The 25,407-nt window shown below is 71.7% G+C and carries 19 protein-coding genes; 6 read left to right on the plus strand and 13 right to left on the minus strand.

Features of this window, described 5'->3' with window-relative positions:
* Positions 1-218 (plus strand): hypothetical protein (locus tag ACFCZ1_RS05260; protein WP_376677003.1); only part of this gene is annotated, 218 nt, incomplete at its 5' end.
* Positions 219-319: 101 nt separating this feature from the next.
* Here ACFCZ1_RS05260 and ACFCZ1_RS05265 read toward each other — a convergent pair.
* On the minus strand, positions 320-1,132 hold the full coding sequence (locus tag ACFCZ1_RS05265; protein WP_376677004.1) for a class I SAM-dependent methyltransferase: 813 nt from the start codon (positions 1,130-1,132) through the stop codon (positions 320-322).
* Between the two features lie 421 nt (positions 1,133-1,553).
* On the opposite strand from ACFCZ1_RS05265, the gene ACFCZ1_RS05270 reads away from it, so the two are divergent.
* Positions 1,554-3,374 (plus strand): SpoIIE family protein phosphatase, encoded by a 1,821-nt coding sequence (locus ACFCZ1_RS05270; RefSeq protein ID WP_376677005.1) that lies wholly within the window; start codon positions 1,554-1,556, stop codon positions 3,372-3,374.
* 188 nt (positions 3,375-3,562) lie between these two features.
* On the opposite strand, the gene ACFCZ1_RS05275 is transcribed toward ACFCZ1_RS05270, so the two are convergent.
* From ACFCZ1_RS05275 to ACFCZ1_RS05290, 4 genes are all read right to left on the minus strand, one after another.
* Positions 3,563-4,708 carry an ABC transporter substrate-binding protein gene (locus tag ACFCZ1_RS05275; protein ID WP_376677006.1) on the minus strand — a complete coding sequence of 382 codons (1,146 nt, stop codon included), beginning with the start codon at positions 4,706-4,708 and terminating at the stop codon, positions 3,563-3,565.
* A 150-nt stretch (positions 4,709-4,858) separates the two neighbouring features.
* Positions 4,859-7,693 (minus strand): SpoIIE family protein phosphatase, encoded by a 2,835-nt coding sequence (locus ACFCZ1_RS05280; RefSeq protein ID WP_376677007.1) that lies wholly within the window; start codon positions 7,691-7,693, stop codon positions 4,859-4,861.
* A 743-nt stretch (positions 7,694-8,436) separates the two neighbouring features.
* The gene (locus ACFCZ1_RS05285) at positions 8,437-9,567 is read right to left on the minus strand and encodes an alpha/beta fold hydrolase (protein WP_376677008.1); all 1,131 of its coding nucleotides are present in this window, start codon (positions 9,565-9,567) and stop codon (positions 8,437-8,439) included.
* Positions 9,564-10,709, minus strand: a complete 1,146-nt coding sequence (locus ACFCZ1_RS05290; protein WP_376677009.1) for a DUF2332 family protein — start codon at positions 10,707-10,709, stop codon at positions 9,564-9,566. The genes ACFCZ1_RS05285 and ACFCZ1_RS05290 overlap by 4 nt, the downstream gene beginning before the upstream one ends.
* Positions 10,710-11,007: 298 nt before the next feature.
* On the opposite strand from ACFCZ1_RS05290, the gene ACFCZ1_RS05295 reads away from it, so the two are divergent.
* A complete protein-coding gene (locus ACFCZ1_RS05295) occupies positions 11,008-11,850 on the plus strand; it encodes an alpha/beta fold hydrolase (protein WP_376677010.1) in 843 nt (280 codons plus the stop codon).
* 171 nt (positions 11,851-12,021) lie between these two features.
* Here ACFCZ1_RS05295 and ACFCZ1_RS05300 read toward each other — a convergent pair whose 3' ends face one another.
* The 3 genes from ACFCZ1_RS05300 to ppdK form a co-directional block, all read right to left on the minus strand.
* On the minus strand, positions 12,022-12,951 hold the full coding sequence (locus ACFCZ1_RS05300) for a universal stress protein (protein WP_376677011.1): 930 nt from the start codon (positions 12,949-12,951) through the stop codon (positions 12,022-12,024).
* A 59-nt stretch (positions 12,952-13,010) separates the two neighbouring features.
* Positions 13,011-14,603, minus strand: coding sequence for an oleate hydratase (locus ACFCZ1_RS05305; RefSeq protein ID WP_376677012.1), 1,593 nt, complete (start codon positions 14,601-14,603; stop codon positions 13,011-13,013).
* A 158-nt stretch (positions 14,604-14,761) separates the two neighbouring features.
* Positions 14,762-17,500 carry a pyruvate, phosphate dikinase gene (ppdK, locus tag ACFCZ1_RS05310; protein WP_376677105.1) on the minus strand — a complete coding sequence of 913 codons (2,739 nt, stop codon included), beginning with the start codon at positions 17,498-17,500 and terminating at the stop codon, positions 14,762-14,764.
* Positions 17,501-17,857: 357 nt separating this feature from the next.
* Here ppdK and ACFCZ1_RS05315 point away from each other — a divergent pair, with 357 nt between their 5' ends.
* The 3 genes from ACFCZ1_RS05315 (at position 17,858) to ACFCZ1_RS05325 (ending at position 20,265) form a co-directional block, all read left to right on the plus strand.
* Positions 17,858-18,745, plus strand: a complete 888-nt coding sequence (locus ACFCZ1_RS05315; protein ID WP_376677013.1) for a universal stress protein — start codon at positions 17,858-17,860, stop codon at positions 18,743-18,745.
* Positions 18,742-18,990, plus strand: a complete 249-nt coding sequence (locus tag ACFCZ1_RS05320; RefSeq protein ID WP_376677014.1) for a hypothetical protein — start codon at positions 18,742-18,744, stop codon at positions 18,988-18,990. The genes ACFCZ1_RS05315 and ACFCZ1_RS05320 overlap by 4 nt, the downstream gene beginning before the upstream one ends.
* A 600-nt stretch (positions 18,991-19,590) precedes the next feature.
* The gene (locus tag ACFCZ1_RS05325; RefSeq protein WP_376677015.1) at positions 19,591-20,265 is read left to right on the plus strand and encodes a hypothetical protein; all 675 of its coding nucleotides are present in this window, start codon (positions 19,591-19,593) and stop codon (positions 20,263-20,265) included.
* A gap of 64 nt (positions 20,266-20,329) precedes the next feature.
* Here the strand turns inward: ACFCZ1_RS05325 and galE are convergent, their stop codons facing one another.
* The 5 genes from galE to narH all read right to left on the minus strand — a co-directional run bounded on the left by galE (position 20,330) and on the right by narH (position 25,407).
* Positions 20,330-21,325, minus strand: coding sequence for a UDP-glucose 4-epimerase GalE (gene galE, locus ACFCZ1_RS05330; protein ID WP_376677016.1), 996 nt, complete (start codon positions 21,323-21,325; stop codon positions 20,330-20,332).
* A gap of 329 nt (positions 21,326-21,654) precedes the next feature.
* A complete protein-coding gene (locus tag ACFCZ1_RS05335) occupies positions 21,655-22,290 on the minus strand; it encodes a vitamin K epoxide reductase family protein (protein WP_376677017.1) in 636 nt (211 codons plus the stop codon).
* Positions 22,287-23,069, minus strand: coding sequence for a respiratory nitrate reductase subunit gamma (gene narI, locus ACFCZ1_RS05340; RefSeq protein ID WP_376677018.1), 783 nt, complete (start codon positions 23,067-23,069; stop codon positions 22,287-22,289). Before narI ends, ACFCZ1_RS05335 begins: the two co-directional genes overlap by 4 nt.
* Entirely contained in the window at positions 23,069-23,884 is an 816-nt protein-coding gene (gene narJ, locus ACFCZ1_RS05345) for a nitrate reductase molybdenum cofactor assembly chaperone (RefSeq protein WP_376677019.1), read from the minus strand. The genes narI and narJ overlap by 1 nt, the downstream gene beginning before the upstream one ends.
* Positions 23,881-25,407 (minus strand): nitrate reductase subunit beta, encoded by a 1,527-nt coding sequence (narH, locus tag ACFCZ1_RS05350; RefSeq protein WP_376677020.1) that lies wholly within the window; start codon positions 25,405-25,407, stop codon positions 23,881-23,883. Before narH ends, narJ begins: the two co-directional genes overlap by 4 nt.

The raw sequence follows: 25,407 nt of genomic DNA on the forward strand, positions 1-25,407 counted from the left end.
CGCAGAAGGTCCCCGACACGAAGCCGCAGAAGGTTCCGGACCAGAACCAGCAGAAGGTCCCCGACACGAAGCCGCAGAAGGTTCCGGACCAGAACCCGCAGAAGGTCCCCGACACGAAGCCGCAGAACGTTCCGAACCAGAACCAGAACTCGGAGACGGACCCGGGCCAGGGAACCGAACAGAAGCAGGGCAACGAGGAACAGTCCGGTGGATCCTGACCCGACTGTTCGAGCCCCCGTCGGCAGCCGGCCTCGCCCGACACCCGGAGCAGCACCGGACGGCCGCCCCGGGCCGGGCCGGGCGGTCGCCGCGTCGGCAATCACCCGGCGCCGTGGCGGCCCCGAACCATCCAGGCCCGGGCGGTGAGGGTGATCGACCCGTCGGCGGCAGCGGGGAGGGACGTACGCAGAAGCTCCCGCAGCCTGGCTCGCCGATCCGGGGGCAGGGCGGCGGCGTACGCGGGGGCGGGCCCTTGGCCGCCCAGGAACGGTGACCAGTAGTCCTCGAAGTCGCGGAAGCATGTCGGCACGTCGATCGCCGTCACGCCCACCGAGGTCAGGCCCGCACCGGTGAAGAGCGCACGCAGCGGGCCGGGGCGGCACTGCGCGAAGCGTCTCCCCTCGTGCAGATCGCGTGCCCGGTCGTCGAGGGCGGCGGCGGCGTCCCAGAACCGGCGGATGAGCTGCATGCCCTCGGTGTAGTCCCACACATAGGCGCCCACGGCGCCGCCCGGCGACGCGACGCGGACCATCTCGGACACCGCTCGCTCCGGATGGGGCACGAAGTTGAGCGTCAGCCCGCTGACGACGGCGCCGGCCACGGCATCGGGGACCGGCAGGGCCATGGCGTCGCCGACGACGAAATGAGCGCGGGGAGTGGACACGAGCCGACGGGCGTGGTGGACGAACCCCGCCGAGCGGTCCACGCCGACCACCTCCCCGGCCCCGCCCACATCCAGCGCTGCCTCGGAGACAGCGCCCGTACCGCAGCCGACGTCCACCCAGCGCTCACCCGGGGCCGCACCGAGCCGGCCTGCGAACTCGGCGGCAACCGCCCGGCTCCACCGCCCCATGTACGGCTCGTACGCCGCGCCGACGGCCCACGCGTCGCGACGGTCGTCCTGCCGCGTCACAGCACCACATCCCTTTGCCCGGCCGGTCTTGCCGCCTACGCGGACCCTACGCCGCCCGTCCCCCCGGCAGGCTCCCGGCAGGCGCACGACACACCGGGGCCCGGTCGCCGGGCGGCCCCTCGGGGGCGATACTGAAGACACGCTGCGTGGAGGCGACATGCACGAAACGGAGCACGGCGGCCCGAGTCAGGCCTCGGCGTCCGTCAGTGACATGGCAGCGGTCGTACTGGATGACGAAGGCGTCGTCATTGCCTGTTCCGGTACGGCCGCGACGCTGCTGGATTGTTCACCGGGCCGACCGTGTCCTCCTCTGCTGGCGCTGCTTGCGCCCAGCGGAACGGAAGCCGGGCCGGAAGCCGGGCCGGGAGAGCGCCTGGGGGCAGCGGCCGGAGGGGACCGGTCGGTCGAGAAGGCCGGTCAGGTGTTCCAGGTGGTCCGGCTCGGGGCGCGGTCTGCGGGTGAACCGGCGTCCGGCGCGCGGTGGCTGGTGCTGGTCACACAGGCCGAGACGGCTGTGCAAACAGCCGAACGGGACTCCGGGCGACGCCGGGCGGGGCTGTCCCGCGCCGCCGCCACCACCATCGGCGCCTCCCTGGACGTGACGGGCATGGCCGAGATCCTGGTGAACCTGCTCGTCCCTGATTTCGCCGACCTGGCGACCGTGGACCTCGCCGAGCCGGTGCTGGTGGGCGACGAGCCGCGGCACCTCGACACCGGCGGTGACGCCCGCCTGCGGCGGACCGCGGCCGCGCAGAGCCCGGGGATATCCGCGGAGGACCTCCTGCCGGTCGGAGAGGCGCTTCCTCCCCTACCGGACAGCGAGCTGATGCGCCCCCTCATGGAGGGGCGGCCCGTGCTGGTGTCCGACGTGTCCGTTCTCCGTGAGACGCTGGGCGTGGCCCCCGAGAGCCTGCTGCTGTTCGTCCCGAGCGGGGCGCACTCGTCCGTGGCGGTGCCGCTCTACGCGCGCGGCCTCGTCCTCGGCTGCGTCACCGTCTGGCGCAGTCAGTTGCCTTCCGCGTTCAGCGAGGAGGACGCGGCCCTCCTGCAGGACGTCGTCTCCAGGGCCGCCCTCGGTCTGGACAACGCCCGCCGCTACACCAGGGAACACCGGTCGGCGGTGGCCCTGCAGCGGAGCCTGCTGCCGCACTCCGCCCTGAGCACGCCCGCCGCGGACGCCGCAGGGGTCTACCAGTCGGCGAGTGGCGCCGGGGGAGTCGGCGGGGACTGGTTCGACGTGATCCCCCTGCCGTCGCTGCGCGTGGCGTTCGTCGTCGGGGACGCCGTCGGACACGGAATCGACGCCACCGCGGCCATGGCGCGGCTGCGGACCGCGGTGCAGACCCTGGCCGACCTCGATCTGGACCCGGGCGAGCTGCTCACCCACCTCGACGACCTGGTGCTCGGCTTCTCCAGGGAGCAGACGAGCGGCGATTCCCCTTCCGAGCCGGCGGTGCTCGGAGCGACGTGCCTGTACGCCGTCTACGACCCGGTGACCAGACGGTGCGCCGCCGCCACAGCGGGACATCCGCCGCCGGCCCTGCTGTCGCCGGGTGAGGAACCCGCCTTCGTCCGCGTGCTGCCGGGGCCGCCGCTGGGCGTGGGCGAAGTGCCCTTCGAGGTGACCGAGTTCGGCGTACCTCCCGGCAGTGTGCTGGCGTTCTTCACGGACGGACTCGTCGGGACCCGCGGCGGCGACATCGAGGAGGGGATGGAGAGACTGCGCAACTCGCTCGCCGGCGCGGACCCGGGCCGGCCCCTGGGCGAGATCAGCCAGGACATCCTCGACGGGGTGCTGCCACACGAGCCCGTCGCCGATGAGATCGCCCTGCTGCTCGCCCGCACCCGCGCGCTCTCGTCCGATCAGGTCGCCGAGTGGCAACTCGAAGCCGACCTGGCCCTCGTCGGGCACGCCCGTGAGCTGGTCACGGGCCAGCTGTCCGAGTGGAAGCTGGACGAACTGGGCTTCGCGACGGAACTCGTCGTCAGCGAGCTCGTCACGAACGCCATCCGCTACGCCGGAGGGCCGGTCGGGCTCCGGCTGATCCGAGACCGGGTGCTCGTCTGCGAGGTGTCCGACCCCAGCAGCACCCAGCCACGCCTGCGTCGCGCGCGGGAGACCGACGAGGGCGGGCGCGGCCTCTTCCTCATCGCGCAGGTCACCGACCGCTGGGGCAGCCGGTTCACCAGTACCGGGAAGACGATCTGGACGGAGCAGGCCATCGGCGGCTCGGCCGTCTGAGGGCGCTGTCGCGCAGTCCCCGGCGGGTCGGCGCACGGCGTGGGATGCGGTGCACCGCAAGGCAGAGGGGGGGGGCTCCCGTACGGGGGTAGGTGGCTTCCCACGGCCCCGGCCCGGGCCGCGTCCCCGAGGGTGCGGCGTGAGGCCGGGGCGGGCGGGCTCGGGCCTGGCCGGGCCCGTCCCGGTCCTCAGCCCGAGACGGCCTCGGCCCAGCCGCTGTTGACGGTCTCCCTCGCCTTCGCCGTCTGCGCCTCCGTCGGAAACGCCGGCGTGCCCTCGACCGTCGGCAGTTTCTCCGCGGCGGCCTTGTCGAGGGTGCCGTCCTTCTCCATGGCGTCCATGAGGACGGGGCGTGCATAGGCGCCGAGCCGGAGGTTCTGGCCCTCCGGGCTGAAGAGGTACTCCTGCCACAGACGTGCCGCCGCGGGGTGCGGGGCGTCCTTGTTCACCGCGCTCGCGTAGTACTCGGCGAAGCTGCCGTCGAAGGGGATGGCGGTCCGCCAGTCGACGTCCGCGCCCTTCTCACGGAATTCGTCGGCGTATTCGAGGTTGAGGAAGTCCCAGTCGATGCTGATCGGCGTCTGGCCCTTCCCGATCGTGGCCGGGGTGGATTCGACCGGGATGAAGTTCCCGTTCTTGCGCAGCTCCGCGAAGAAGTCGATGCCGGGCTGGATGTCGTCGAAGGACCCCCCGTTCGCCAGGGCAGCCGCATACACGCCGGCGAAGGCGGAGCCGGACTTGGTGGGGTCGCCGTTGAGCGAGACCTGGCCCTTGTACTCGGGCTTGCGCAGATCCGCGAAGGTCGAGGGGCAGGTCTTCACGCGGGTGGCGTCACAGCCGATCGAGACGTAACCGCCGTAGTTGTTGGACCAGCGGGCCCGAGGATCCTTCTGTTTCTTGGGGATCTGGTCGTACGCGGCGACCTTGTACGGGGCGAGCAGGCCCTGCCGGGCCGCGGACTGCGCGAACGAGCCCCCCACGTCGATCACGTCGGGGGCGCGGCCCCCGCCCCTGTGCTCCTTCAGGGCGTTGATCTCGTCCTGGCTGGTACCTTCCGGGTCCTCCACGGTGACCTTGATCCCGTACTTCTTCTCGAAGCCGTCGATCAGTGCGCCGTAGTTGGCCCAGTCGCTCGGGAGCGCGATCGTGTTGAGCGAACCCTCCTTCTTCGCCGCTGCGGTCAGTGCCGCCGTGCCGCCGGCGTCCGCGGCGGAGGTGGCCTCCGAAGGCGCTCTGGGCGCGGAGGCCGGCTCGTTTCCGCAGGCGCCGAGGGGCGCCGCCGCGAGAGCCAGGCAGACGGCGAAGGAGACTTTCCGGAGACGGGGTGCGGGCACAAAGGCTCCATAACGGGCGATCGCGGACTGTCGAGGCCAGCGTACGTTCGACGGCCCCGGCAGCGCAGTGCCACCCGCTGGTGTCCGCTGCCGTCGTGTGGCTTCCGTACCTGTGGCTGCCGTACCCGGGGCTGCTGTACCCGTGCGTTCTCAGAGCACTCCGTCGTCCCACTCGGCCAGGAGCGCCGCCCCCAGATCCATACCGGGCGCGGTCGCCCCGGCCTGGAGTGCCTGCTCGCTCCAGATGATCTTGCCGCGGGCGGTGTAGCGGGTGCCCCAGCGTTCGGCGAACTGCGCGACGAGGAACAGGCCGCGGCCGCCTTCGTCCGTGGCCTCGGCCCGGCGCAGGTGCGGGGAGGTGCTCGACCCGTCGGAGACCTCGCAGATCAGGCTGCGGTCGTACAGCAGCCTCACCCGGATGGGCTCGGTGCCGTAGCGGATGGCGTTGGTCAGCAGCTCGCTGAGGATGAGTTCCGTCGTGAAGGCGATGTCCTCCAGGCCCCACTCCGCCAGCCGGCGGGAGCAGGCCCCCCGCACCGGGGACACCGCCGCGGGGTCGGGGGCCACGTCCCACTCGGCGATCCGGTCCGAGTCCAGTCGGCGGGTACGGGCCACGAGCAGCGCGATGTCGTCGCCGGGCCTGGCGGGCAGCATCGCGTCGATCACCGCGGTGCAGGTCTCCTCCGGGGTGCGGGCGGGCCCGGCCAGGGCGGCGCGCAGCGCTGCCAGGCCCGCGTCCAGATCGCGGTCGCGGCTCTCGATCAGCCCGTCGGTGAAGAGCGCCAGCCGGGAGCCTTCGGGCAGGGTGACCGCCATGCTCTCCATGGGCATCCCCGCGCCCAGGCCCAGCGGCGGGGAGACCGGTACCTCGGGGAAGGACACGATTCCGTCGGGGCGGACCAGAGCGGGGCCCGGATGACCGGCGGTGGCGGCGGTCACCTGCCCCGAGACGGGATCGTAGATGGCGATCAGGCAGGTGGCTCCGGTGATCCCCTGCCATTCCTGCTCGTCGGCGTCGATGTGGGCCACCAGCTCGTCCAGGTGGCTCAGGAGTTCGTCCGGGGGCAGGTCGAGGGTGGAGAAGTTGTACACGGCGGTGCGCAGACGCCCCATCGTGGCGGAGGCGTGCAGACCGTGGCCGACGACGTCGCCGACGACCAGGGCCACCCGGGCGCCGGGCAGCGGGATGACGTCGAACCAGTCACCGCCCACCCCGGCCTGGGCGGCCAGATAGCGGTGGGCGACCTCCACCGCGGACTGCTCCGGTACGCCCCGCGGCAGCAGGCTGCGCTGCAGGGTGACGGCCATGGTGTGCTCGCGGGTGTAGCGGCGGGCATTGTCGACGGACAGTGCCGCCCGGGCGGTCAGCTCCTCGGCGAAGGACACGTCCTCCTCGTCGAACGGCGCGGAGCCCTGCCCCCGCCAGTAGCCGGCCATCCCCAGCACCACGCCCCGGGCCCGCAGCGGAACGGCGATCATGGAGTGGATGCCGCGGTCCAGGATGAGCAGGGCGTTGGCCGGGTCCTGGTCACGCCAGCCGTGGGTGACGCGCAGGTCCGTCTCCAGGATGGCGTGGCCGCCGGCCAGTCCGCTGGCCATCGGACTGGTGGGAACGAACCGGATCAGCTTGCCGACGGGGTAGAGCGGGTGGTCGCCCTGGAGGCCGACGCAGGCGGTGCGGCGCATTTCGGTGCCCGCGTCGGGCGGCTCCTCGCCGCGCAGCACCGGATCCAGCAGGTCGACCGTGACGACGTCGGCGAAGCGCGGGACCGCCACCTCCGCCAGTTCCTCCGAGGTGCGCTCCACGTTCAGCGTCGTGCCGACCTGCACCCCCGCGTCGTACAGCAGCTTCAGCCGCTCGCGGGCCACCTCCGCCCGGCCGGCGAGTGCCCGCAGCTCGGTGGTGTCCCGCAGCGTGACGACGGACCCGGCCTGCCCGTAGGGGGCGGTGGGCCGGATGTTCACCGCCAGCAGCCGATCGGCGGCCATGTGCAGCTCGTCGGTCACGGCACGGCCCGATGCGATCGGCTCGGTGATGCCCCCCTCCAGTCCCAGGTCGGGGACCGGGCGCCCCTCCGCGTCCGCCGGGAGGTTCAGCAGCCGCCGCGCCTCGTCGTTGGCCAGCAGCAGCCGTCCCCCGTCGCCGACGATCAGCACGCCTTCCCGTACCGCGTGCAGCACCGCGTCGTGGTGCTCGTACATCCTCGTCATCTCGGCAGGTCCCAGGCCGTGGGTCCGGCGCAGCAGCCGACGGCTCACCAGCGCGGTTCCGCCCGCGGACAGGGCGAGCACCGCGGCCGCGCTGCCGAGGACGACCGGCAGCTGCCGGTTCACCATGCTCTGGACGTTCTGGACCGTGACGGGGGAGGAGACGATCGCGATGACGCGGCCGCCGGCGTCCTTGACGGGGACCACCGAGACCACGGACTGCCCCAGGGATCCTTCGAACGTCTCGGTGAAGGACTTGCCGGCCGCCGCCTTCGAGAACGGGCCGACGACGTGCTTCCCGATCTGTCGCGGGTCGCTGTGGGTGAGGGTGACCCCGTCGAGCGTGTACACGTTGATGCCGTCGACTCCGGCGATCTTCCGGGCCGCCTGGGCGCTTGGCTGCAGTACCGCGCTCGGATGGGGGCTGCGCAGGGCCGCGACGATTCCCGGGGATTCCGCGAACGTTCCGGCGGCGGCGAGCGTACGGTGCCGGGCGTCCAGCATGGCGTCGCTCCGGCCCTGCACGACGAGGGCCACCACCGCCGCGGCGACGAGGAGCACCACGACGGCCAGCTGCAGGAGGAACACCTCGCCGGCCACGCTCTGCACGCTCAGCAGGGAGGACAGACGCTGCGACCGCGGCTTCCCGGCCTTGGGGGGCCGGGCCTGCTCCCCGTGCTCCTCGCGGCGTCCTGAGCGTGGACGCCGAGGGCGGGGGGAAGAGCGCGCGACCGAGCGGAGCAGCCAACGCCGGAACGGTTCCAGGAAGTCGCTCATAGTCCATTTTCTAACCTCTGGGGGTCATCGGCAGCGGGGGAGCGAGATGGCCTCCGAGCAGGAGCGATTCGCATGATCGGCCCTCGGTCGTTGGGGAGGGCCCTCGGGGACGGTCCTCAGGGACGGGTCTCGGGGACGGTCCTCGGGGACGGGTCTCGCGTTGCGGGGGCCGGGCAGGCCGACAGGCCCATGCGCGTGCGAGGGCCGCCACGGCGTCGTGCCCGCCGAGTCCGGACGAGCTGCTGAGGGCGACCGGCGACCCGTGCCTCCGGGCTGTGCCCATGACGACGTCGATGTCCATGACGACGTCGATGCCCACGTCGGCGTCGGTCCGGCTCAGGCCCGCCGTGGGCGAAGCGGCGTCCTCGGCCGGCGCCAGGGCGGTCGGCGCCGCCTCGATGACGCCCCGCGGCGCCCAGCGCGTGCCCGAGCGCGCCCTGGGCGGAGGTGACGGGCGGCCCGTGCGGGAGTACGCATCACGGGAGGGCGGCTTCGACCGCGTCGTTGCTGCCCGGTCGACGTGCCGTGCGCGTTGACGTGGCCGGCGTCCCCGGCGCCGGCGTCCGCGAGGGCGGCGCGGACGGCCTGCCCGGCGCCGGGTCCTTCGGGGCGTACCCGCCGTCGCCGTAGTCCTCCTCGGCGACCAGCAGTGCGTACCGCGCTACGTGGCCCGGGTCCCCGGCCGGTCCACGCCCACGACGAACCGAGCGCGGCACCGGCCCGGGCCGTGCCCGGGACGCGGCTCAGCGGCGGCGGGTGAGGGCGTCCACCTCGCGGACCAGGAAGGTCTCCCGGCACAGCTCGAAGTGGTCCACCCGGCGCAGGTCGAAGACCCGGCGCACGCCGCGCTGGCGGGCCAGGCCCACCACCTCGTTGAAGTGCCGTTCGAAGTGGGTGGAGAAGAAGATCTTCACGGAGCCGGACATCGCCTGGAGCTGGTCGAAGCGGCGGAAGAAGAGGTCGTAACGGCCCTCCGGCTCCCAGTCCGCCCACAGCTCCGAGGCATAGCGCTGTACCTGGTGCAGGTCCTTCTCGGTGATCTTGTGGAGGTATTCGCAGACGTTCTGGAACTCCACCGGGGAGCGCGGGACGTTGGCGATCCGTTTGAGTTCCGTCAGCGGCTCGTCCGGGTTCATCTGCGCCGCGCTGCCCGTGATGATCATCGTCGAGTGGTTGATGTTGGGGTCGAGCAGCAGGGCGGCGGCCACCTTCGGCTTCCGGTCCGGGTGCGCGGTCCACAGCGCGGCGAGCCGGAACAGCATGTCCGCCCCGACCGAGAAGCCCACCAGGGTCAGCTTCTTGTGCGGGTACTGCCGGCACAGGTTGTTGACGGCGCCGCTGATCAGGTCGGTGTGGGTGGCCAGACCGATGGGCCCGTACCGGCTGTCCCTGGCCTCCTCGACGTTGTGACCGAAGGCGGTGATGGCGATGGTGTGCTGCCGCGCCCTGTTCATGTACGGGCGGAAGTCCTCGGCGTCCAGGCCGAGTCCGTGCAGCAGGACCACCAGGTGCGAGGAGGACGTACGCCGTTCGAGGTAGCGCAGTTCGCGGCCGATGACGGCCTGGTCCGACGGGAGGTCGCCGTCGAAGTCGTCGGCGCGGATCTCGAACGACTGCGGGGTGACCTCGCGTTGGAGCTCGCGGCGGCGTTCCACCCGGCCGCGGGCCCACCAGGCCGTGGAGAACACGGCCGCGACCCCGGCGGCCACCAGGGTTCCGCCTGCGGCCACATGGGTCCAGGTCCACGCGAGCATGGCGCGGGCCTCGTCGCTGTAGATCCCGACGAACAGGCTGACCGCCCCACCGGCCAGGGCGAGGGGCCCTCGGTACCGGGTGGCGACGGCAGCCAGCCTGGCGGTGTCGACTCCCCTCATCGGCCCATGCCGTCCGGTACGCCGGGCCCGCCAGGTTCGCCAGGTTCGCCAGGTTCGCCAGGTACGGCAGGTTCGGCAGGTTCGGCAGGTTCGGGCGGTCCGTTCCACGCCGACGTCTCCGATCCGGCCAGTCCGGTGAGTTCGGTGAATCCCGGGCCGGCCGTCGCCCTCCCGAGGACATGGGCATCGGAGACATCGGCGACGTGGAGCGGACCGGTGCTGCCGATGCCGCCGGTCAGGTGGGCCTCCACCCGGGCTCCCATCCGGCGCAGCCCGTCGCGCGGCTCCATGCTGAGCAGCAGACCGGGCGGGGCCAACGCCTCCTTGATCGTCGCGATGACCTCGCGCCGGGTGGCCTCGTCGTACTGGTAGAAGACGAAGTTGCAGGTCACGACGTTGATCCGGTGGGTTCGGAGATACCCGGCCAGGGCCGGCAGATCGAGGATGTCGAGGGCGGAGATGACGGGGGAGGTGTCGGCGGCGGTGTCGGCGGAGGCCGTCTGCTCCAGCGACCAGAGCACCTCGGAGAACCGCTCGTCGTAGTAGGCCGAAGGCCCGTGGCAGGCCCGGATCCACTCCAGGGTGGGCAGCGGCGGCGCGTCGATCCCGTGCCTCTCGACCAGCGGGATCGTCCGGTACGGCGGCTGCCGGGGGCTCCACTCCAGGTCCGGGGCGAACCGGTCGAAGACCACCCGGTTGTTCAGCTGACGCAGCAGCAGCCCGATCCCGGTGCCCATGTCGAGCAGGCGTATCGCGTCGACGGCGTGGTGCGCGGCGTAGGAGCTGAGGAGCAGTTGGGGTATGAGGAAACGGCGGGCCCCGGTGAAGGAGTTGGAGCGCCCGGTGAGCACGGCGGTGATCCGGTCGTGATGCTCCTCCAGGGTTTGCGAGAGCAGTGTGGCCCGTTCGGCGGCGGACAGTTCGGGCGAGAACAGCGCCTCGGCCCGGGGGGCCTGCGCGGCCACGGTGCGCAGGGCGATGCCCAGGAGGGTGATGAGGTGTGAGGTGCTCATCCGCGGCCGGGTGCGGCGCACGGATTCCAGCAGTCGGTCCACGGTGGGGGCGGAGCCGGAGCCGGCCAGCAGGGCCATCGACTCGTGGACCACTGACCAGCCGTGATTGCCCTGTTCGTGCTGCTGCATATCGCTCAACGTGCGTACCAGAAGGTCCTTGCCGTCGGACATCAGCGAAGCGCCCCCTCTTGTTCGGCTGACTGGACCGCGTGCCGGAATCAACAGTTCGCGTTTTGCCGGCTCGGTAGCCGTGCTAGTGCCACACAATTAAGCTGGACGGTCCTGGACTGTGTCCAGAAGGCCGACGGGCCCTCACTTCGACCGACGTCGGATCGTGGTCCCGTTATCCATTTCGGCACATGCCTTGCGGTGTTGGTCTAGAGTCACTCACGCACTTGCCGCACACATCTGTCAGAGGGTGGTCCGTATGACCTCTGCGTTGGCTTTCGGTCAGGTGACCGAAGGACGAACGTCGACCGGATTGAGGTACCTGGAACGAAAGTCGGACTCCGACACGCTCACATTCTTCTTCCACGGTCTCGGCCTCGACGCGACGGACTACCTCGGCTACCTCAGCCACACGGACACCCACGGCATCGCGCTGAACCTCCGGGGCTACGAACCGGACCGGTCGGCCGGGATCCCGCCCGTGCCGCTGTCTTCCCACATCCGGATGGCGGCAGCCTTCGTCGAGCAGGTCAGCCGGGAGAACGCGGACAAGAAGATCGTCCTGCTGGGGTTCTCGCTCGGCGCCGACCTGATCCTGCAGCTCGCGGAACAGTGGCAGGGCGGGCGCGGGATCCCCGCGGTCCACGCCGCCGTGCTCCTCGATCCCAATGTCAATCAATCGACCATGACCATTTCCCGGCTGTTCGCGGAGGCGGACCCGACAGATCCGGTTCCGGCTTTCAAGAGACTGGTCAACCTCGCGCCGGACAAGGACGGATTCCGGTCACTCTGTCACTACCTGGCGAAGGTGGCACCGAAGGATTTTGAGCAGGTGGCACAACTGTCCCGCGATATGATCACGTACTGGCGCCCGGACGGCTACGAACAATTCGGGGCCCGGCTGCACAATGTGACTCGTGTGGCGGACCATGTGCGGCTGGTTCTTTCCGCTTCGTACGGAGAGCACCTATCCGCCATGCGGACGGCAATGGGGCGGCACGGGGACGGCGACAATGTTTCCGTCGAACTGACCGAACTCGACCATTTCGATCTGATCGACGAGGACCGCCTCGCTTCCGTCCTGGCCCCGTTCACGGGGTGAGCACGGCCGGCCCCGCACGCGCGCGGCCGGACTTCGACGGCGGCACCCTGTGGGGCGGCGGCGCCCGGCCGGCATGACGCGGAACCTCCTCGGACCCGATCCGCGCGCCACGTCGCCCTCGGTGTTCTACACGGCCAACGGCCCCACGGGCCGCGGTGGGGCCGGGGACGGTCAGTCGTGCGGGACGACCGCCACCGGGGTCCGGGAGCGGTGCAGCACCGTGCGGGTCACGCTCCCGGTGTGCGGCCCGAGACGGGAGTCCCGGTTGCGGCGGCCGATGACGACGAGGTCGGCCGCACGGGACGCATCGAGCAGGTGGCGGGCCGGGTGACCGGGGCGGATCTCCGCGGTGACGCGCACCCGGGGAAACGTGTGTCGCCACTGGCTTATCACCTGGGCCAGGGTCTGCGCCGTCGCCGCGTCCGCGGCGCCCGGGGGCATCGCCGCGGCCGCCTCCGCCGCATCGGGGCCGTAGCCACCCGAGGGGCGCGGGCTGTGTACGACGCGCAGCGGCAACCCGAGCCGGTCGGCCTGGGAGAAGGCGAACTCCAGCACCTCGTCGCTCGGGTGCGAGAGGTCCAGGCCGAGGACGACGCCGCCACCCGGCGTCGGCTCGGGCCCCCGGACCAGGACGACCGGATGCCGCGTACGGGCGACCACGGCAAGGGCCACCGAACCGACGACGAATCCGGCGAACCCGCCCAGCCCGCGCGAGCCGAGCACCAGCAGCTCGGACTCCTCCGCGGCCTCGCACAGCACCGCGGCCGGCTCGCCGCACCGCTGCCGGACGAGCACCTCCAGGTCCGGATGGGTGCGGCGTACCTCCCCGGCCGTCGTACGGGGGAGCACCTCGTTCAGGTGGCGCCGGGCGCCGGGGCCGATGAGCGGTGCGTGGACGTCCGGTTCGAGGCCCCACACGTGCAGGAGGCGTAGCGCCAGACCACGCCGACGCGCCTCGTCCGCGGCCCAGGCGACGGCGGCCAGGCTTTCACCGGAACCGTCGAGACCGACGGTGACCGTCCGGGACCGGGACCGGGAACGGGAACGGGAACGGGAACGGGGCTCGGGGCTGGGCAGGGGACCGAGCAGCGGGTGGGGCATCGAGAAGACCTCCGGATCCGGGGCGGGAGTCGGTGTGCGGCGCGCGGGCCGGCCGCGGTTCAGGCGAAGACGGACTTGAGGGCCCGCAGCGCCGTCATCGGATCGGACAGTGCGTGGTAGACGGCCGGGATCTCCTCGTCGACGCCCAGCAGCCCGTACACCGCGTGCATCGCCCCGCGCACCGAGTACTCGACGGTGAAGACGACGTCCTCGGGGACCTCGGTGAACTGGCCCAGGAACGCGAAGTTGGCCGATCCGCCGGGGATCACCAGAGGCCGGTCGTGGATGTCCCGGCGCTCGAACTGGCTGGTGATGTAGGGCATCATCACGGTGGTCACCGTCGTGGTGGCGCGCACCTCGTCGGCGATGTCGTCGAAGCCGAAGTGCCCGAGCAGTTCCGTGAGGATCTCCTGCCCGGTGGCCTCCGACATCTTCTTGCCGGTCAGTTCGCCCGGCTCGTCCACGAACAGCCCGTACCCCCACAGGGTGTAGACGTCCTCGGGCTGGCCGTCGAAGTGCGGCTGGTGGGGCACGACCACCGACATCAGCCAGCGGGAGTCCTTGAACGTCATCAGCGCCCCGGTGCCGGGGGCGTTGCCGGAGAACTCCTCGATCCGCTTGAGCAGGGCCGGGCTGCGCATCGTCAGGGTGAACGACTCCCACTTGGCCTCGTCCACGTTGCCGTTGAAGGCACCGGGCCGACCGAAGTCGGGGGCCTTGCGGGCGAGCGTCTCCCACAGGCTCCAGGCGCCGTCCCGCTTGTCGCGTACGAGCTCGGGAACGGTGTCGTCGCCTCCGTAGCGGGCGTCCGCCGTCATCGAGCCGATGGTGATGAACGCGTAGTCCCCCGGCCCGAGTCCGTACGACCCCGCAGCGCCGTCCCGCTCGAAGCAGATGCGCTCGGCCCGCCGCTCGCCGGCCTCGCCGACGGTGAACTCCACGTCGGTGACCCGGACTCCGCGCTCGATACGGACCCCCTGCCGCTCCAGCCACGCCTGCACCGGCCGGACGATCGAGTCGTACTGGTTCAGTCGCGTGCGCCGCACCCCGGCGAGGGTGTGGATACGGGGGAGTTCCTGAAGGAAACGCAGGAAGTAGCGCTTGAGCTCGATGGCGCTGTGCCAGTTCTGGAAGGCGAAGGTGGTGCGCCACATCGCCCAGAAATTGGTGGTGAAGAAGTGCTCGGAGAAGAAGTCCTCGATCCGGCGCGCGCCGATCACGGACTCGGGCAGTGCGAGCAGGCGGGCCATCTCCACCCGGTCGGCGGTGGTGAAGCCCAGCTGGGAGGCGTCGAGGATGCGGCCGTCGGAGTCGATCAGCCGGGCGTTGGCGTGAGTGAGCCAGCGGGCGTTGAACTCCTCGGTCTCCTGCAGGACGGACACGGTGTCGTCGTCGAGCGTGGGGATCGTCTCCAGGAGGTTCCACAGGCAGACGTAGGCCTCGTCCTCCAGCATCCGGCCGCCGCGGGTGACGTAGCCGGTCTCCGGGACACCGCTGCCGTCGAGTGCGCCGCCCGCCTGGGGCAGTTCCTCCAGGATGCTGATGTTCTCGCCGGGCATCCCCGCGTCCCGTACCAGGAACACCGCCGCGGCCAGCGAGGCGATTCCGCCGCCGACCAGATACGCCCGGGACGCCTGGGTTTCGTTCGTCATGGCCATGCCCTTCGAAGGGCGGGGCGTCTCCCCGCCGCTACGCTCAGTCAACTCTCCCGTCCGGAGCCCCACAGGGGGCGAGGGGCCCGATCGACAGGTCCGTTGGTCCCTGCGGCGCCCTCCCGGCCGGGGGCCGCGCCCGACCGGGAGCGGCTGCCTCAGGTACCGCTGTCCGCGGCCGGGGGCGGGAGCGCGGCGCGGCCGGCTTCCAGCCGGGCGACCGGTACGCGGTACGGGGAGCAGGAAACGTAGTCCAGCCCGGCCGCGTGGAAGAAGTGCACGGATGCCGGGTCCCCGCCGTGCTCCCCGCAGACCCCGATCGTCAGGTCCGGCCGGCTCGCGCGACCCTCCGCGACGGCGATCTCGACGAGTCGGCCCACGCCCTCGCGGTCGATCGTCTCGAAGGGCGACCGTTCGAAAGGCGACCGTTCGGAGGGCGACCGTTCGAAGACGCCCCGGTCCAGGTACGCCGGGAAGAAGGCCGCTTCGGCGTCGCCGCGTGAGACGCCCCACGTGGCCCGGGTCAGACCGCTCGTCCCGAAGGAGAGGAAGTCCGCGTCACGGGCGATCCGGCCGGCGGTCAGCGCCGCTCCGGGCAGCTCGATCACCGCGCCCACCGGGCAGTCGAGCGCGACCCCGCTCTCCTTCGCGACGTCGGCGAGCACCGCGTCGATCTCGTCCCGCACCAGGCGCAGCTCACCGGCGGCGTCCACGAGCGGGACCACGATCTCCGCGCGGGGGTCGCCGCCGGCCCGCTTGCGGGTGACGGCGGCCTCGGCGAGGGCCCGTACCTGCATGGCCACCAGCCCGGGGATCACCAGGCCCAGCCGCACGCCGCGCAGCCCGGGCACCGGGTTCTCCTCGTGCATCCGCGTCACGGCCGCCAGCAGGTCGCGGTCCCGCGGGGAAGGGGTCCGGCCGGCGGCGTCCTCGCGGGCGATCCGGACGGCGAGCTCGGTCCGGTCGGGAAGGAACTCGTGCAGTGGCGGGTCGAGCAGCCGGACGGTGACCGGGAGCCCGTCCATCGCCTCCAGGATGCCGGTGAAGTCCTCCCGTTGCAGCGGCAGCAGCGCTGCGAGGGCCTCCGCGCGCCCGGTGTCGGTGCCGGCCAGGACCACGTCCTCGAGCAGGTGCCGCCGGTCGCCGAGGAACATGCGCCCGGGCCGGCACAGGCCGATGCCCTGGGCGCCGAACCGCCGGGCGCGGGCCGCGTCCTGAGGGGTGTCCGCGTCGGCCCGTACCTCCAGGCGCCGCGCCGAGTCCGCCAGGGTCATCAGACGGTGCACGTCGCGGACGACCTGCCGGGCTTCGTCGTCGGGCGTCCGTCCGCCGGCCTCGAAGTACCGCATGACCTCCGACTCGGTCAGCGGCACGGCGCCCAGCCGCACCACGCCCTCCGTCCCGTCCACGGAGACGACCGTGCCCTCGGTGACGCTCACCCCCTCCGCCGTCGTGAAGCTCCGTTCCTCCAGGTCGACGGCGAGGCCCTCCGCCCCGCACACGCAGCCCTTGCCCGTGCCCCGTGCGACGACGGCCGCGTGGCTGGTCCGCCCGCCCCGGGCGGTCAGCACCGCCTGGGCGGCGATCATGCCGGGCAGGTCGTCCGGGTCGGTCTTCTGCCGTACGAGGACCACCTGTTCGCCGGACCCGGCCCTGCGGACCGCCTCGGCCGAGTCGAACACCACGGCTCCCACGGCGGCTCCCGGCGAGGCCGGGATCCCGCGCGCGACCACCTCGCCGACGCCCGGGCCCGAGGTGTCGAACCGCGGGACCATCAGCTGGGCCAGGGCGTCGCCGTCCACCCGGGCCAGCGCTTCCCGCGGGGAGATCAGGCCTTCGTCGGCCAGCCGGGCGGCGATGCCGAACGCCGCCCGGGCGGTGCGCCTGCCGACACGGGTCTGGAGCATCCACAGCTTCCCGCGCTCGACGGTGAACTCGATGTGGCACATGTCCCGGTAACGGGCCTCCAGCCGGCCCATGTGAGCGCGCAGCTCCTTGTACGAGCCGGGATCGAGGTCCGCCAGCCGCCGGAGGGGCACGGCGGTGCGGATGCCGGCCACGACGTCCTCACCCTGCGCGTTGGGCAGGTAGTCGCCGCAGACCCCCGGCCGGCCGGTCGCCGGGTCCCGGGTGAACGCGACGCCGCTTCCGGAATCGGGCCCGAGGTTGCCGAAGACCATGGTCTGGATGCTGACGGCGGTTCCCAGGTCGTCGGGGATGTGCTCGCGGCGGCGATGGATCCGCGCCCGCTCGCTGTTCCAGGAGGCGAAGACGGCGAGGACCGCACGCCGCAGCTGCTCGGCGGGGTCCTGGGGGAACTCCTCGCCGGTCCGTTCCGCGATCAGGTCCTTGAAGGCCTCGACCAGCCGGATCAGGTCCACGGTGTCGAGCCGGCTGTCGTCGGCCGCCCGGTGCTGGCGCTCCAGGCGGTCGATCACGGTCTCGAACAGCGAGCCGTCCACCCCCATGACCGTACTGCCGAACATCTGTACGAGTCGCCGGTAGGAGTCCCAGGCGAACCGCTCGCGCCCGGGCGTCTTGCCGAGCCCCAGGACCGCGAGGTCGTTCAGCCCGATGTCGAGGATCGTGTCCGTCATCCCGGGCATCGGGCACCGGGCCCCGGGCCGTACGGACAGCAGCAGCGGGTCGTCGACCTGTCCGAGCCGCTTGCCCGCCGCCCGCTCCAGGGCCGCCAGATGCCGGGAGATCTGCCCCTCCAGGTCCGGCGGCGGCGCACCGGCTGCTAGGAAGGCGCGGCAGGCCTCCGTGGTGACCGTGAAACCGGGCGGTACGGGCAGGCCCATGCGGGCCATCTCCGCGAGGTTGGCACCCTTGCCGCCGAGCAGCCCGGCCATCTCCCGGCTGCCCTCGCTGAACTCGTACACGTAGATAGTCATCACGCCTGCCCGTTCTCGGGGGATGCAGGTCATGCGGGTCATGCGGGTCATGCGGGTCATGCGGGTCATGCGGGTCCTCACCTCCACCCTGACCACAGGGGAGCTCGCCGCACCAGGGGCCAGTGGTACCCACCCGGACCCGACCGGCCCGCGCAGACGGACCACTCGCGCCGCTGACCTGCGGATACGCGTGTGCGGCGGGCCAGAACCTCATCCGTGCCGCCGATGCCGCCCATGTCGCCCGGAACCCTCCCCCGGGACCTTCGGTCCGGATGAGGGCTGAGGGGCCCCTCTCCCGCCGGGCGCCGCGGTGTCAGCGTAGAGCCGCCCCCAAATGGTTTTCGTCGAGGAGGGACCATGGAAAACACAAGGAGCGGTCTGGAACTCGGATCGGTCATCGTCGGCGTCGACGGGTCCGAACCGGCCCGGCGGGCGGCGCTCTGGGCCTCGGACGAGGCCGCACGGCGTCGGCGCCCCCTGCACATCGTGTACGGGTCCGACATCGACGGCCGGCTCCTGTACCACTCGGCCGAGGACCTGGAGCGGGTTCGCGCCGCAGGCCGTGAACTGCTGGAAGGCACGGCCGAGGCCGTGCAGAACCGGCACCCCGCGCTCTCCGTCACGAGGGAGTTCAGCCGCAGCGCGCCCGCCATGAGCCTGCGCCGGGCCGCGGCCGACGGCGGCACCCTCGTCGTCGGCAACCGGGGCCTCGGTGGCTTCCAGTCCCTGATGGTGGGTTCGACGGGCCTCAAGGTCGCCGCGGAGGCCCGCACGCCCGTGATCGTCGTCCGGGGGATGGAGAACGAGGCCGGCAAGGGCGTCGTGCTGGCCGCCGTACGCGACGAACGCGACCTCGACTGCGTCCGCCACGCCGCGCGGGCGGCGGAGCTGCGCAAGGCCTCGCTGAGGCTGCTGCACGTACGGAACGTGCTCCAGTCCGTCGGCTCCGTGGCGAGGACGCTCGGCGACGGCCATGAGCTGACGCTGACGGCCGTCGCCGAGGAGATCCGGGACGAATACCCGTCGTTGACGGTCACGGCGGACACCGACGAAAGCGTGTCCGTGGCCAGTGTCCTGGTGGAGGCGTCCCGCCACGCGGACCTGCTGGTCATGGGCGGGCGCCGGTCGCCCGGCCCCATCGGCCGCACTCTGGGGCGCGCGACCCACAGCCTCGTGCACCACGCGCACTGCCCCGTCGAACTCATCCCGCAGCACAGTGACGAGCCCAGGAGCGAGGCGTCGTGATCACCACTGAAGGCGGCGAAGTGGTCGTCGCCATCGACCCGTCAAGGAACTGGTACGTGTCCCTGGCCCGGGGAGCAGCCGAGGCCCAACGACGCGGGCTGGGGCTTCGGCTCGCCGTGGCCGTGCCCCCGCGGCACGAGACGCCCCACGCCGGCGGGGCGACGGACGACACCACCGCCCGCCGTGCGGAAACGGACACCCATCGGCGCCGTCCGGCCGGTCCCGGTCCCGGCATCCGGACCTGAAGCCGACCACCGAGCCGCGCCACGGGCGCCCGCGCCTGCCACACGGCCGTCGTCACCCCGGTGCTCCTCACCGGCCACCACCCGGCCACGGCCCTTGCCACGGCCCGGGTGGTGGCCGCCCGGGTTCCTGGCCGCCCGCCGCTTCGTGGTGGCCGCTTCGGCGGGACGGGGCCGGGCGGTGATCAACCACACGTCCACGACGCGTGGTTGATCAGCGCCCGGCCCCTGGTGCGGGGCGAGCCGCCCACAGCGGGGTTGACGTCGCGTCATGGAGTCCGCCGCCGATGCCGCGGGGTCGGGACGGCGCTGTCCGGGCGGCTGCGCACCGCAGGACCAGCACGAGCCGGGAGGTGCCACAGCCGCGGGGCGGCCGGTCGTGCGGGACGCTCGCGGCATGCCCGCCGGGCCGTTCGCCGCTCGTGGAAGCCCTCACGAAGGGCACGCCGCACGTTGTCTCATTCGCACCGTACCCCTCACACCGGTCGGGAGAATCTCGGATTGCAACAGGCGGTGATCGAACGTACTGCCGGTAAGGGCTCTGATTCGCCCCCGCCGTACGTCGGTTGACCGACCCCCCCCAGCACGGTGAGAGGTACCACGATGACAACAAACCGCGTCAAGCGCTGCGCAGCCCGCGCGCTGACGATGACGGTGGCGGCCTGCGCGATCGCGGCGGCAAGCACCCTTCCGGCGTCCGCTGCCGACCAGCCGACACGGCCGCAGCTCATGGCGGACTGCGGCTCGGGGGAAGGCAAGTGCACGTTCAACTCGCCCGAGCTCGGGGAGGCGTACCTGGGTGAGTTCCGTCAGGTGTCGAACTCACTGTTCAACTGCAGCACGTCCGACGCCACTCAGGCGATGACGTGGGACGACACGGTGGGATCCACCGACTCGCTGGGCGTCTCCGTCACCGCCGGTGGCAAGATCGCGGGCATCGTCGACCTCAGCATAACGGCGAGTTACAGCCACAGTTGGTCGAGCAGCCACTCGGAGAGCAGCTCGCTCAACATGACGGTGAAGCCCGGCGAGGTGGGCTGGATCTCACGCGCCCAGGTGATGCAGAAGGTCTCCGGCACCTGGCAGACCCATTACGACAGCCCCAAGTGGGGTCACTACTACTGGTTCTTCCAGGACACCATCACCAGCCCGGCCAAGAACGGCACCGACGGCAAGAGCAACGCCGTGGTGGTGAAGAGCCGGAAGATGACCGCCGCCGAGAAGCGCTCCTGCTCCGAGGAGTCCCGTAAGGGCAGTACGTTCGTCCAGGAACGCTGAGCCGCGACGCGCCCGTGACATCGGCCCCCTGTCCCCGCCCGTGCGGGGGCAGGGGGCAGACGGATCAGTCCTTCAGCAGCTCGTCGCGTACCGGAATCCAGTCCAGGGCGGACCGGATGCCGTCCTCCAGGGACAGCTTCGGTGTCCACCCCAGCAGTTCGGCCGCCCGGTCGCTCTTGGTGTAGCCGCCGGCGACGTCACCCGGCCGCGGTTCGGCGTCGACGGTCTCCAGGGGCGTGCTGACGACGTTGTTGAACGCGTCGCACAGCTCGCGCACCGTGGTGCCCGAGCCGGTGCCCAGGTTGATCGCGATCGAGCGCCTCTTCTCCGTGAGGACGGAGTCGAAGCGTTCGATCGCGGCGATGTGCGCCGCGGCGAGGTCCCAGACGTGCACGTAGTCCCGGATGCCCGTCCCGTCGCGGGTCGGGTAGTTCGTTCCCGTGATCGGGAACGGGCGGCCCTCCTGGTGCGCCTGGATGAGTACGCCCAGGGCGTGGCTGGGCCGCGTGAGCTGGAGACCGGTACGCAGCTCGGGGTCAGCCCCGACGGGGTTGAAGTACCGCAGCGAAAGCACCCGCGGCCCCGCTACGGCGATGTCGGCGAACATCTCCTCGCACACGGCCTTGGTCCGCGCGTAGGGGCTCTGCGGAGCCAGCGGCGAGTCCTCGTTGACCGGTGAGCCGTCCTCGGCCCGGTAGATGGAAGCCGAGGAACTGAAGATGATGCGATCGCATCCGTTGCGGTGCAGATGGCTGACGAAGGCCAGGCTCCTGGCCACGTTCGCGTCGTAGTAGCCGATCGGGTCCGCGACGGACTCCGGCACCACGATCAGCGCCGCGCAGTGCACCACGGCGGAGATGTCCGGGTGCTCCGAGAAGATCCGGTCGACCAGTGCGCCGTCCGCGATGTCGCCTTCGTAGAAGGTGCGGCCCTCGGTGAACTCGCGGCGGCCTCGCACGAGGTTGTCGAGGATCACGGGGGTGATCCCGGCATCCAGGCAAGCCGAGGCGACGGTGCTGCCGATGTAGCCGGCTCCTCCGGCAATCAGGACGGTTGTCACGATGATCTCTTCCCGGTTGATCGAGCCCAGTAGGTAACCGGCACCAGGCTAAGTCTGTCCCGTGATCCCCGGCGGGCACACGACGTCAGCCGCGACACCTCGCCGTGTCGATGTATGACGATGCGTCCGGATGTCCCGGGTGGCCGGCCGGGGTCCTGGAAGTTTCATCAGCTGGTGAGGTTCACGCGGCACCGGCAGCGCGGGTCGGGTCGTCCGCGCTGTCAGATGCGGTGATCACACCGATCGCGTTACCGGGCTCCGCGTCGGCGCGGTCGACTGCGACGTCGATGCCCGGTGCGGTCCTGCGAGTTGTGGGGTGCGCCGGTCGGTTACAGCAGGCTGCTCCAGTACGACCAGAAGCGGGTGAGTACGAGGAGCACGATCACCCCGTACCAGGCGGCGAGCAGCACCCAGTGCGTGTCCCGTACGACCTCCTGGACACCCCGGCGCACGGGGACGACGCCCTGTTCCAGGCAGTGCACGGTGACGTACCAGAACAGGGCGATGGTGGCGGCCCAGACCACGGCGCAGTAGGGACAGATCTTGTTGAGTTCGTAGAGCGACTGTCCGATCAGCCAGTGCGCGAACACCACCCCCGCCAGCGCTCCGGCGTCCAGCGCGAGCCACAGCCGACGGTGCAGGCGCGCCCCGGAGAGTACGGCGATGCCCAGGGCGGTCACGGCGGCGAAGGCGCCCAGACCGAGCAGCATGTTGGGGAAGCCGAACAGGCTGCCCTGCGGGCTGGACATGACGCTGCCGCAGCTCACGACGGGGCTGATGTTGCAGGGCGGCCGGTAGGCGGGATCGCGCAGCAGCCGCCAGTCGTCCACGGTGAGCTGGAAGGAGGCCAGCCAGCCGGCGATCCCCGTGAGGACCATCACCCATCCCGTGCGGCGGCCCCCGCCCACCGCGCGCGGGCGCCGGGTGGGCGGGGCGTCCGGTGCGAGCGCGGGTCCGTGACTCATGCGGCTCGGCGGGTGTCGCGGGCCTGCGAAGTCCGGCCCCCTGCCGCCGGGGCCGCCGTCGGCGTGGCTCGCCGCCGGTAGACCAGGTAGGGCCGGGTCAGGTATCCGATCGGGGCGCTCCACACGTGGACCAGCCGGGTGAACGGCCAGGCGGCGAAGAGCAGGGAGGCGGTCAGGGCGTGCAGCTGGAACAGCAGGGGTGCGCCGGCGATCGCCTCGGGCTGCGGCTGGAGGACGAACAGTCCGCGGAACCAGACGGAGACGGTTTCGCGGTAGTCGTATCCGGGGCCGAACACGTTGTGGGCGGCGGTGGCGGTGATGCCGAGCAGGACGGTGGCGGACAGCAGCGGGAAGAGGAGCTTGTCGCTGCGGTCGGTGCCCAGACGGATCTGGCGGGTCAGCAGTCTGCGGGCGCACAGCATGCCCAGCCCTGCGACCATGGCGACGCCTGCCACCGATCCCGCCCAGACGGCCGTGGTGTGGTAGGCGTGCTCGGTGATGCCGACGGCCTCGGTCCATGAGTCGGGAACGGCGAGTCCCACGACGTGCCCCGCGATCACCATGAAGGCGCCCAGGTGGAACAGCGGGCTGCCCCAGCGCAGCCAGCGGTGTTCGAGGAGCTGGGTGGTGCGGGAGGTCCAGCCGAACTGGTCCTGCCGGTAGCGCCAGACGTGTCCGACGGCGAACACGGCGAGGCAGATGTAGGGGACGGCGACCCACAGGAGCAGATCGGCGCCGCTCGCCGGAGCGGCGGCCAAGGGGGAGGACACGGCGCTCATCAGCGGCCTTCCGTACGGCTGGTCGAAGGGGTCGGAACACGGGTCGGCGGAGCGGGCGTTGGCGGCACGAACGTGCCCGGAGGGGCAAACTCCCCTTCCCCGTAGGCTCCGTGGGCCCCGGAGTTCCCGTATGTCCCGTAGGGGTCGAGTCCGACCTCCTCGTCGGGCGGTCCCTCGGCGGCGAGCTGGTCCACCGCAGCGCGGTCCGCCTCGGTGGGCGGTGGCAGCAGGGTGAGCAGCGCGGCGAGGAGGTACCGGTACGGCGAGTCGGCGTCGGTCAGCGCCCGGTGGACCAACTCCAGCCCGCGCCGGTGCTGGCGCAGCGGTGCCTCACCGCCGCCGGGCCCGGCCAGGGCGGCGAACTCCAGCACGACCGGCAGGTGGTCCGGCAGTTCGCCGCCGTCGGTGTTCCAGCCGGCGGCCCGGTAGCGCTGGTTGAGGGTGAGCAGGGCCATGCCCCGGCGGCGGGTGTCGCCGTGCAGGTAGTAGGTGAGGTAGAGGCTGCTCTTGCGGCGCAGGTCGAACATCTCGACGTAGTGCCGCTCCAGCGCCTCGGGATCCTGTGCGGCGAACCAGTCGGTGAACCGGGCCAGGTGTTCCGCCGCCGGCGTGGCCGGCAGGGCCTGCACCACCCCGGTCAACTCCGCACGGGCTGCGATCAGTTCGGAGTCGGGGTACTGCAGGAGCAGCGATACGAGCCGCAGTACCAGTGCTCGGGCCGTCGTCTCCTCGGGGGTGAGCCGGGCCTGGCGGCGTACGGCGGCCCGGACGCGGGTGCGGACGGCAGCGGGGATCGAAGCGGGCAGGGGGCTCACGGACGTCCTCCGGCATTGGTGTTGCGACGCAGGGTGGGGAGGCCGAGCATGACCTTGCGGGGCTCGGCGTCGCCGGACGTCTCGACCGGGCAGCGGTTCTCCAGGGCGGTCAGTGCGGCGGCGTCCTCCTTGTGGGCGGCGGGGACGACGTACCGGTCGGCGTACTTCGCGACGGCGAGCAGCCGGTGCAGGTCCTCCGCCTCGCGCGGGGTCAGTCCCACGGCCTTCAGCGGGCCGTCGTCGCCGGTCTCGCCGAGGGTGCGTGCGCGCATGTACGAGCGCAGCGCGGTGAGTTTCATCAGCACCCCGCCGACGACGTCCGTGTCCCCGGCGGTGAACAGTTCCGCCAGGTATTCGAGCGGGATGCGCAGCCGGGTGACGGCGGCGAAGACGTGGTCGGGGTCGTCCTGGTTTCCGCCCGCCGCGTCGACGGCGTCCAGCACCGGGGACAGCGGGGGCACGTACCAGACCATCGGCAGGGTGCGGTACTCCGGGTGCAGCGGCAGCGCCACCTTGTAGCGCATGACCAGGTCGTACACGGGGGAGCGGCGGGCGGCGTCCAGCCAGTCCTCGGGAATGCCCGATTCCCGTGCGGCCGCGCGGACTTCGGGGTCGTGCGGGTCGAGGAAGACGCCGCGCTGGGCGTCGAGCAGGTCGTGCTCGTCGGGGGTGGCGGCGGCCTCGCCGACGCGGTCGGCGTCGTACAGGAGCAGGCCGAGGTAGCGCAGTCGGCCGACGCAGGTCTCGGAGCAGACGGTGGGCTGGCCGGCCTCGATGCGCGGGAAGCAGAAGGTGCACTTCTCGGCCTTGCCGGTGGCGTGGTTGACGTACACCTTCTTGTACGGGCAGGCCGTCACGCACATCCGCCAGCCGCGGCAGCGGTCCTGGTCGACGAGGACGATGCCGTCCTCCTCGCGCTTGTACATCGCGCCGGAGGGGCAGGCGGAGACGCAGGCCGGGTTGAGGCAGTGCTCGCACAGGCGGGGGAGGTGGAAGAGGAAGGTCTGCTCGAACTCGAACTTCACCTTCCGGGCCCATTCCCCGCTGAGGTTGGGGTCGCCGCCGGCGTGCTCGGGCGCTCCGCCCAGGCCGTCCTCCCAGTTGGCGCCCCAGGTGATGGCGGTGGGCTTGCCGGTGAGGACGGAGCGGGGGCGGGCGACCGGGACGTCGTTCCCGGCGGGGGCGTTGAGAAGGTTGTCGTAGTCGTAGGTGACCGGCTCGTAGTAGTCCTCGATGGACGGAAGGTCGGGGTTGGAGAAGAGGGACAGGAGCCGCTTGATCCTCCCGCCGGAGCGCAGGACCAGACGCCCGCGCTTGTCGAGGGTCCAGCCGCCCTTCCAGTGCTCCTGGTCCTCGTAGCGGCGCGGGTAGCCGACGCCGGGCTTGGTCTCGACGTTGTTGAACCAGGCGTACTCGACGCCGGTGCGGTTGGTCCACGTCTGCTTGCAGGTGACCGAGCAGGTGTGGCAGCCGATGCACTTGTCGAGGTTCATCACCATTGCCACTTGAGCCATCACGCGCAT

It is taken from the genome of Streptomyces sp. NPDC056224 (assembly GCF_042267665.1).
In the GTDB taxonomy this organism is placed as follows: Bacteria; Actinomycetota; Actinomycetes; order Streptomycetales; family Streptomycetaceae; genus Streptomyces.

Coding starts and splice junctions, on each gene's coding strand:
- ACFCZ1_RS05280 (WP_376677007.1), bottom strand. CDS start 7,693: ATGAGCGACTTCCTGGAACCGTTCCGGCGTTGGCTGCTCCGCTCGGTC.
- ACFCZ1_RS05285 (WP_376677008.1), bottom strand. CDS start 9,567: ATGAGGGGAGTCGACACCGCCAGGCTGGCTGCCGTCGCCACCCGGTAC.
- ACFCZ1_RS05290 (WP_376677009.1), bottom strand. CDS start 10,709: ATGCAGCAGCACGAACAGGGCAATCACGGCTGGTCAGTGGTCCACGAG.
- ACFCZ1_RS05295 (WP_376677010.1), top strand. CDS start 11,008: ATGACCTCTGCGTTGGCTTTCGGTCAGGTGACCGAAGGACGAACGTCG.
- ACFCZ1_RS05300 (WP_376677011.1), bottom strand. CDS start 12,951: ATGCCCCACCCGCTGCTCGGTCCCCTGCCCAGCCCCGAGCCCCGTTCC.
- ACFCZ1_RS05305 (WP_376677012.1), bottom strand. CDS start 14,603: ATGACGAACGAAACCCAGGCGTCCCGGGCGTATCTGGTCGGCGGCGGA.
- ppdK (WP_376677105.1), bottom strand. CDS start 17,500: ATGACTATCTACGTGTACGAGTTCAGCGAGGGCAGCCGGGAGATGGCC.
- ACFCZ1_RS05315 (WP_376677013.1), top strand. CDS start 17,858: ATGGAAAACACAAGGAGCGGTCTGGAACTCGGATCGGTCATCGTCGGC.
- ACFCZ1_RS05325 (WP_376677015.1), top strand. CDS start 19,591: ATGACAACAAACCGCGTCAAGCGCTGCGCAGCCCGCGCGCTGACGATG.
- ACFCZ1_RS05335 (WP_376677017.1), bottom strand. CDS start 22,290: ATGAGTCACGGACCCGCGCTCGCACCGGACGCCCCGCCCACCCGGCGC.
- narI (WP_376677018.1), bottom strand. CDS start 23,069: ATGAGCGCCGTGTCCTCCCCCTTGGCCGCCGCTCCGGCGAGCGGCGCC.
- narH (WP_376677020.1), bottom strand. CDS start 25,407: ATGCGCGTGATGGCTCAAGTGGCAATGGTGATGAACCTCGACAAGTGC.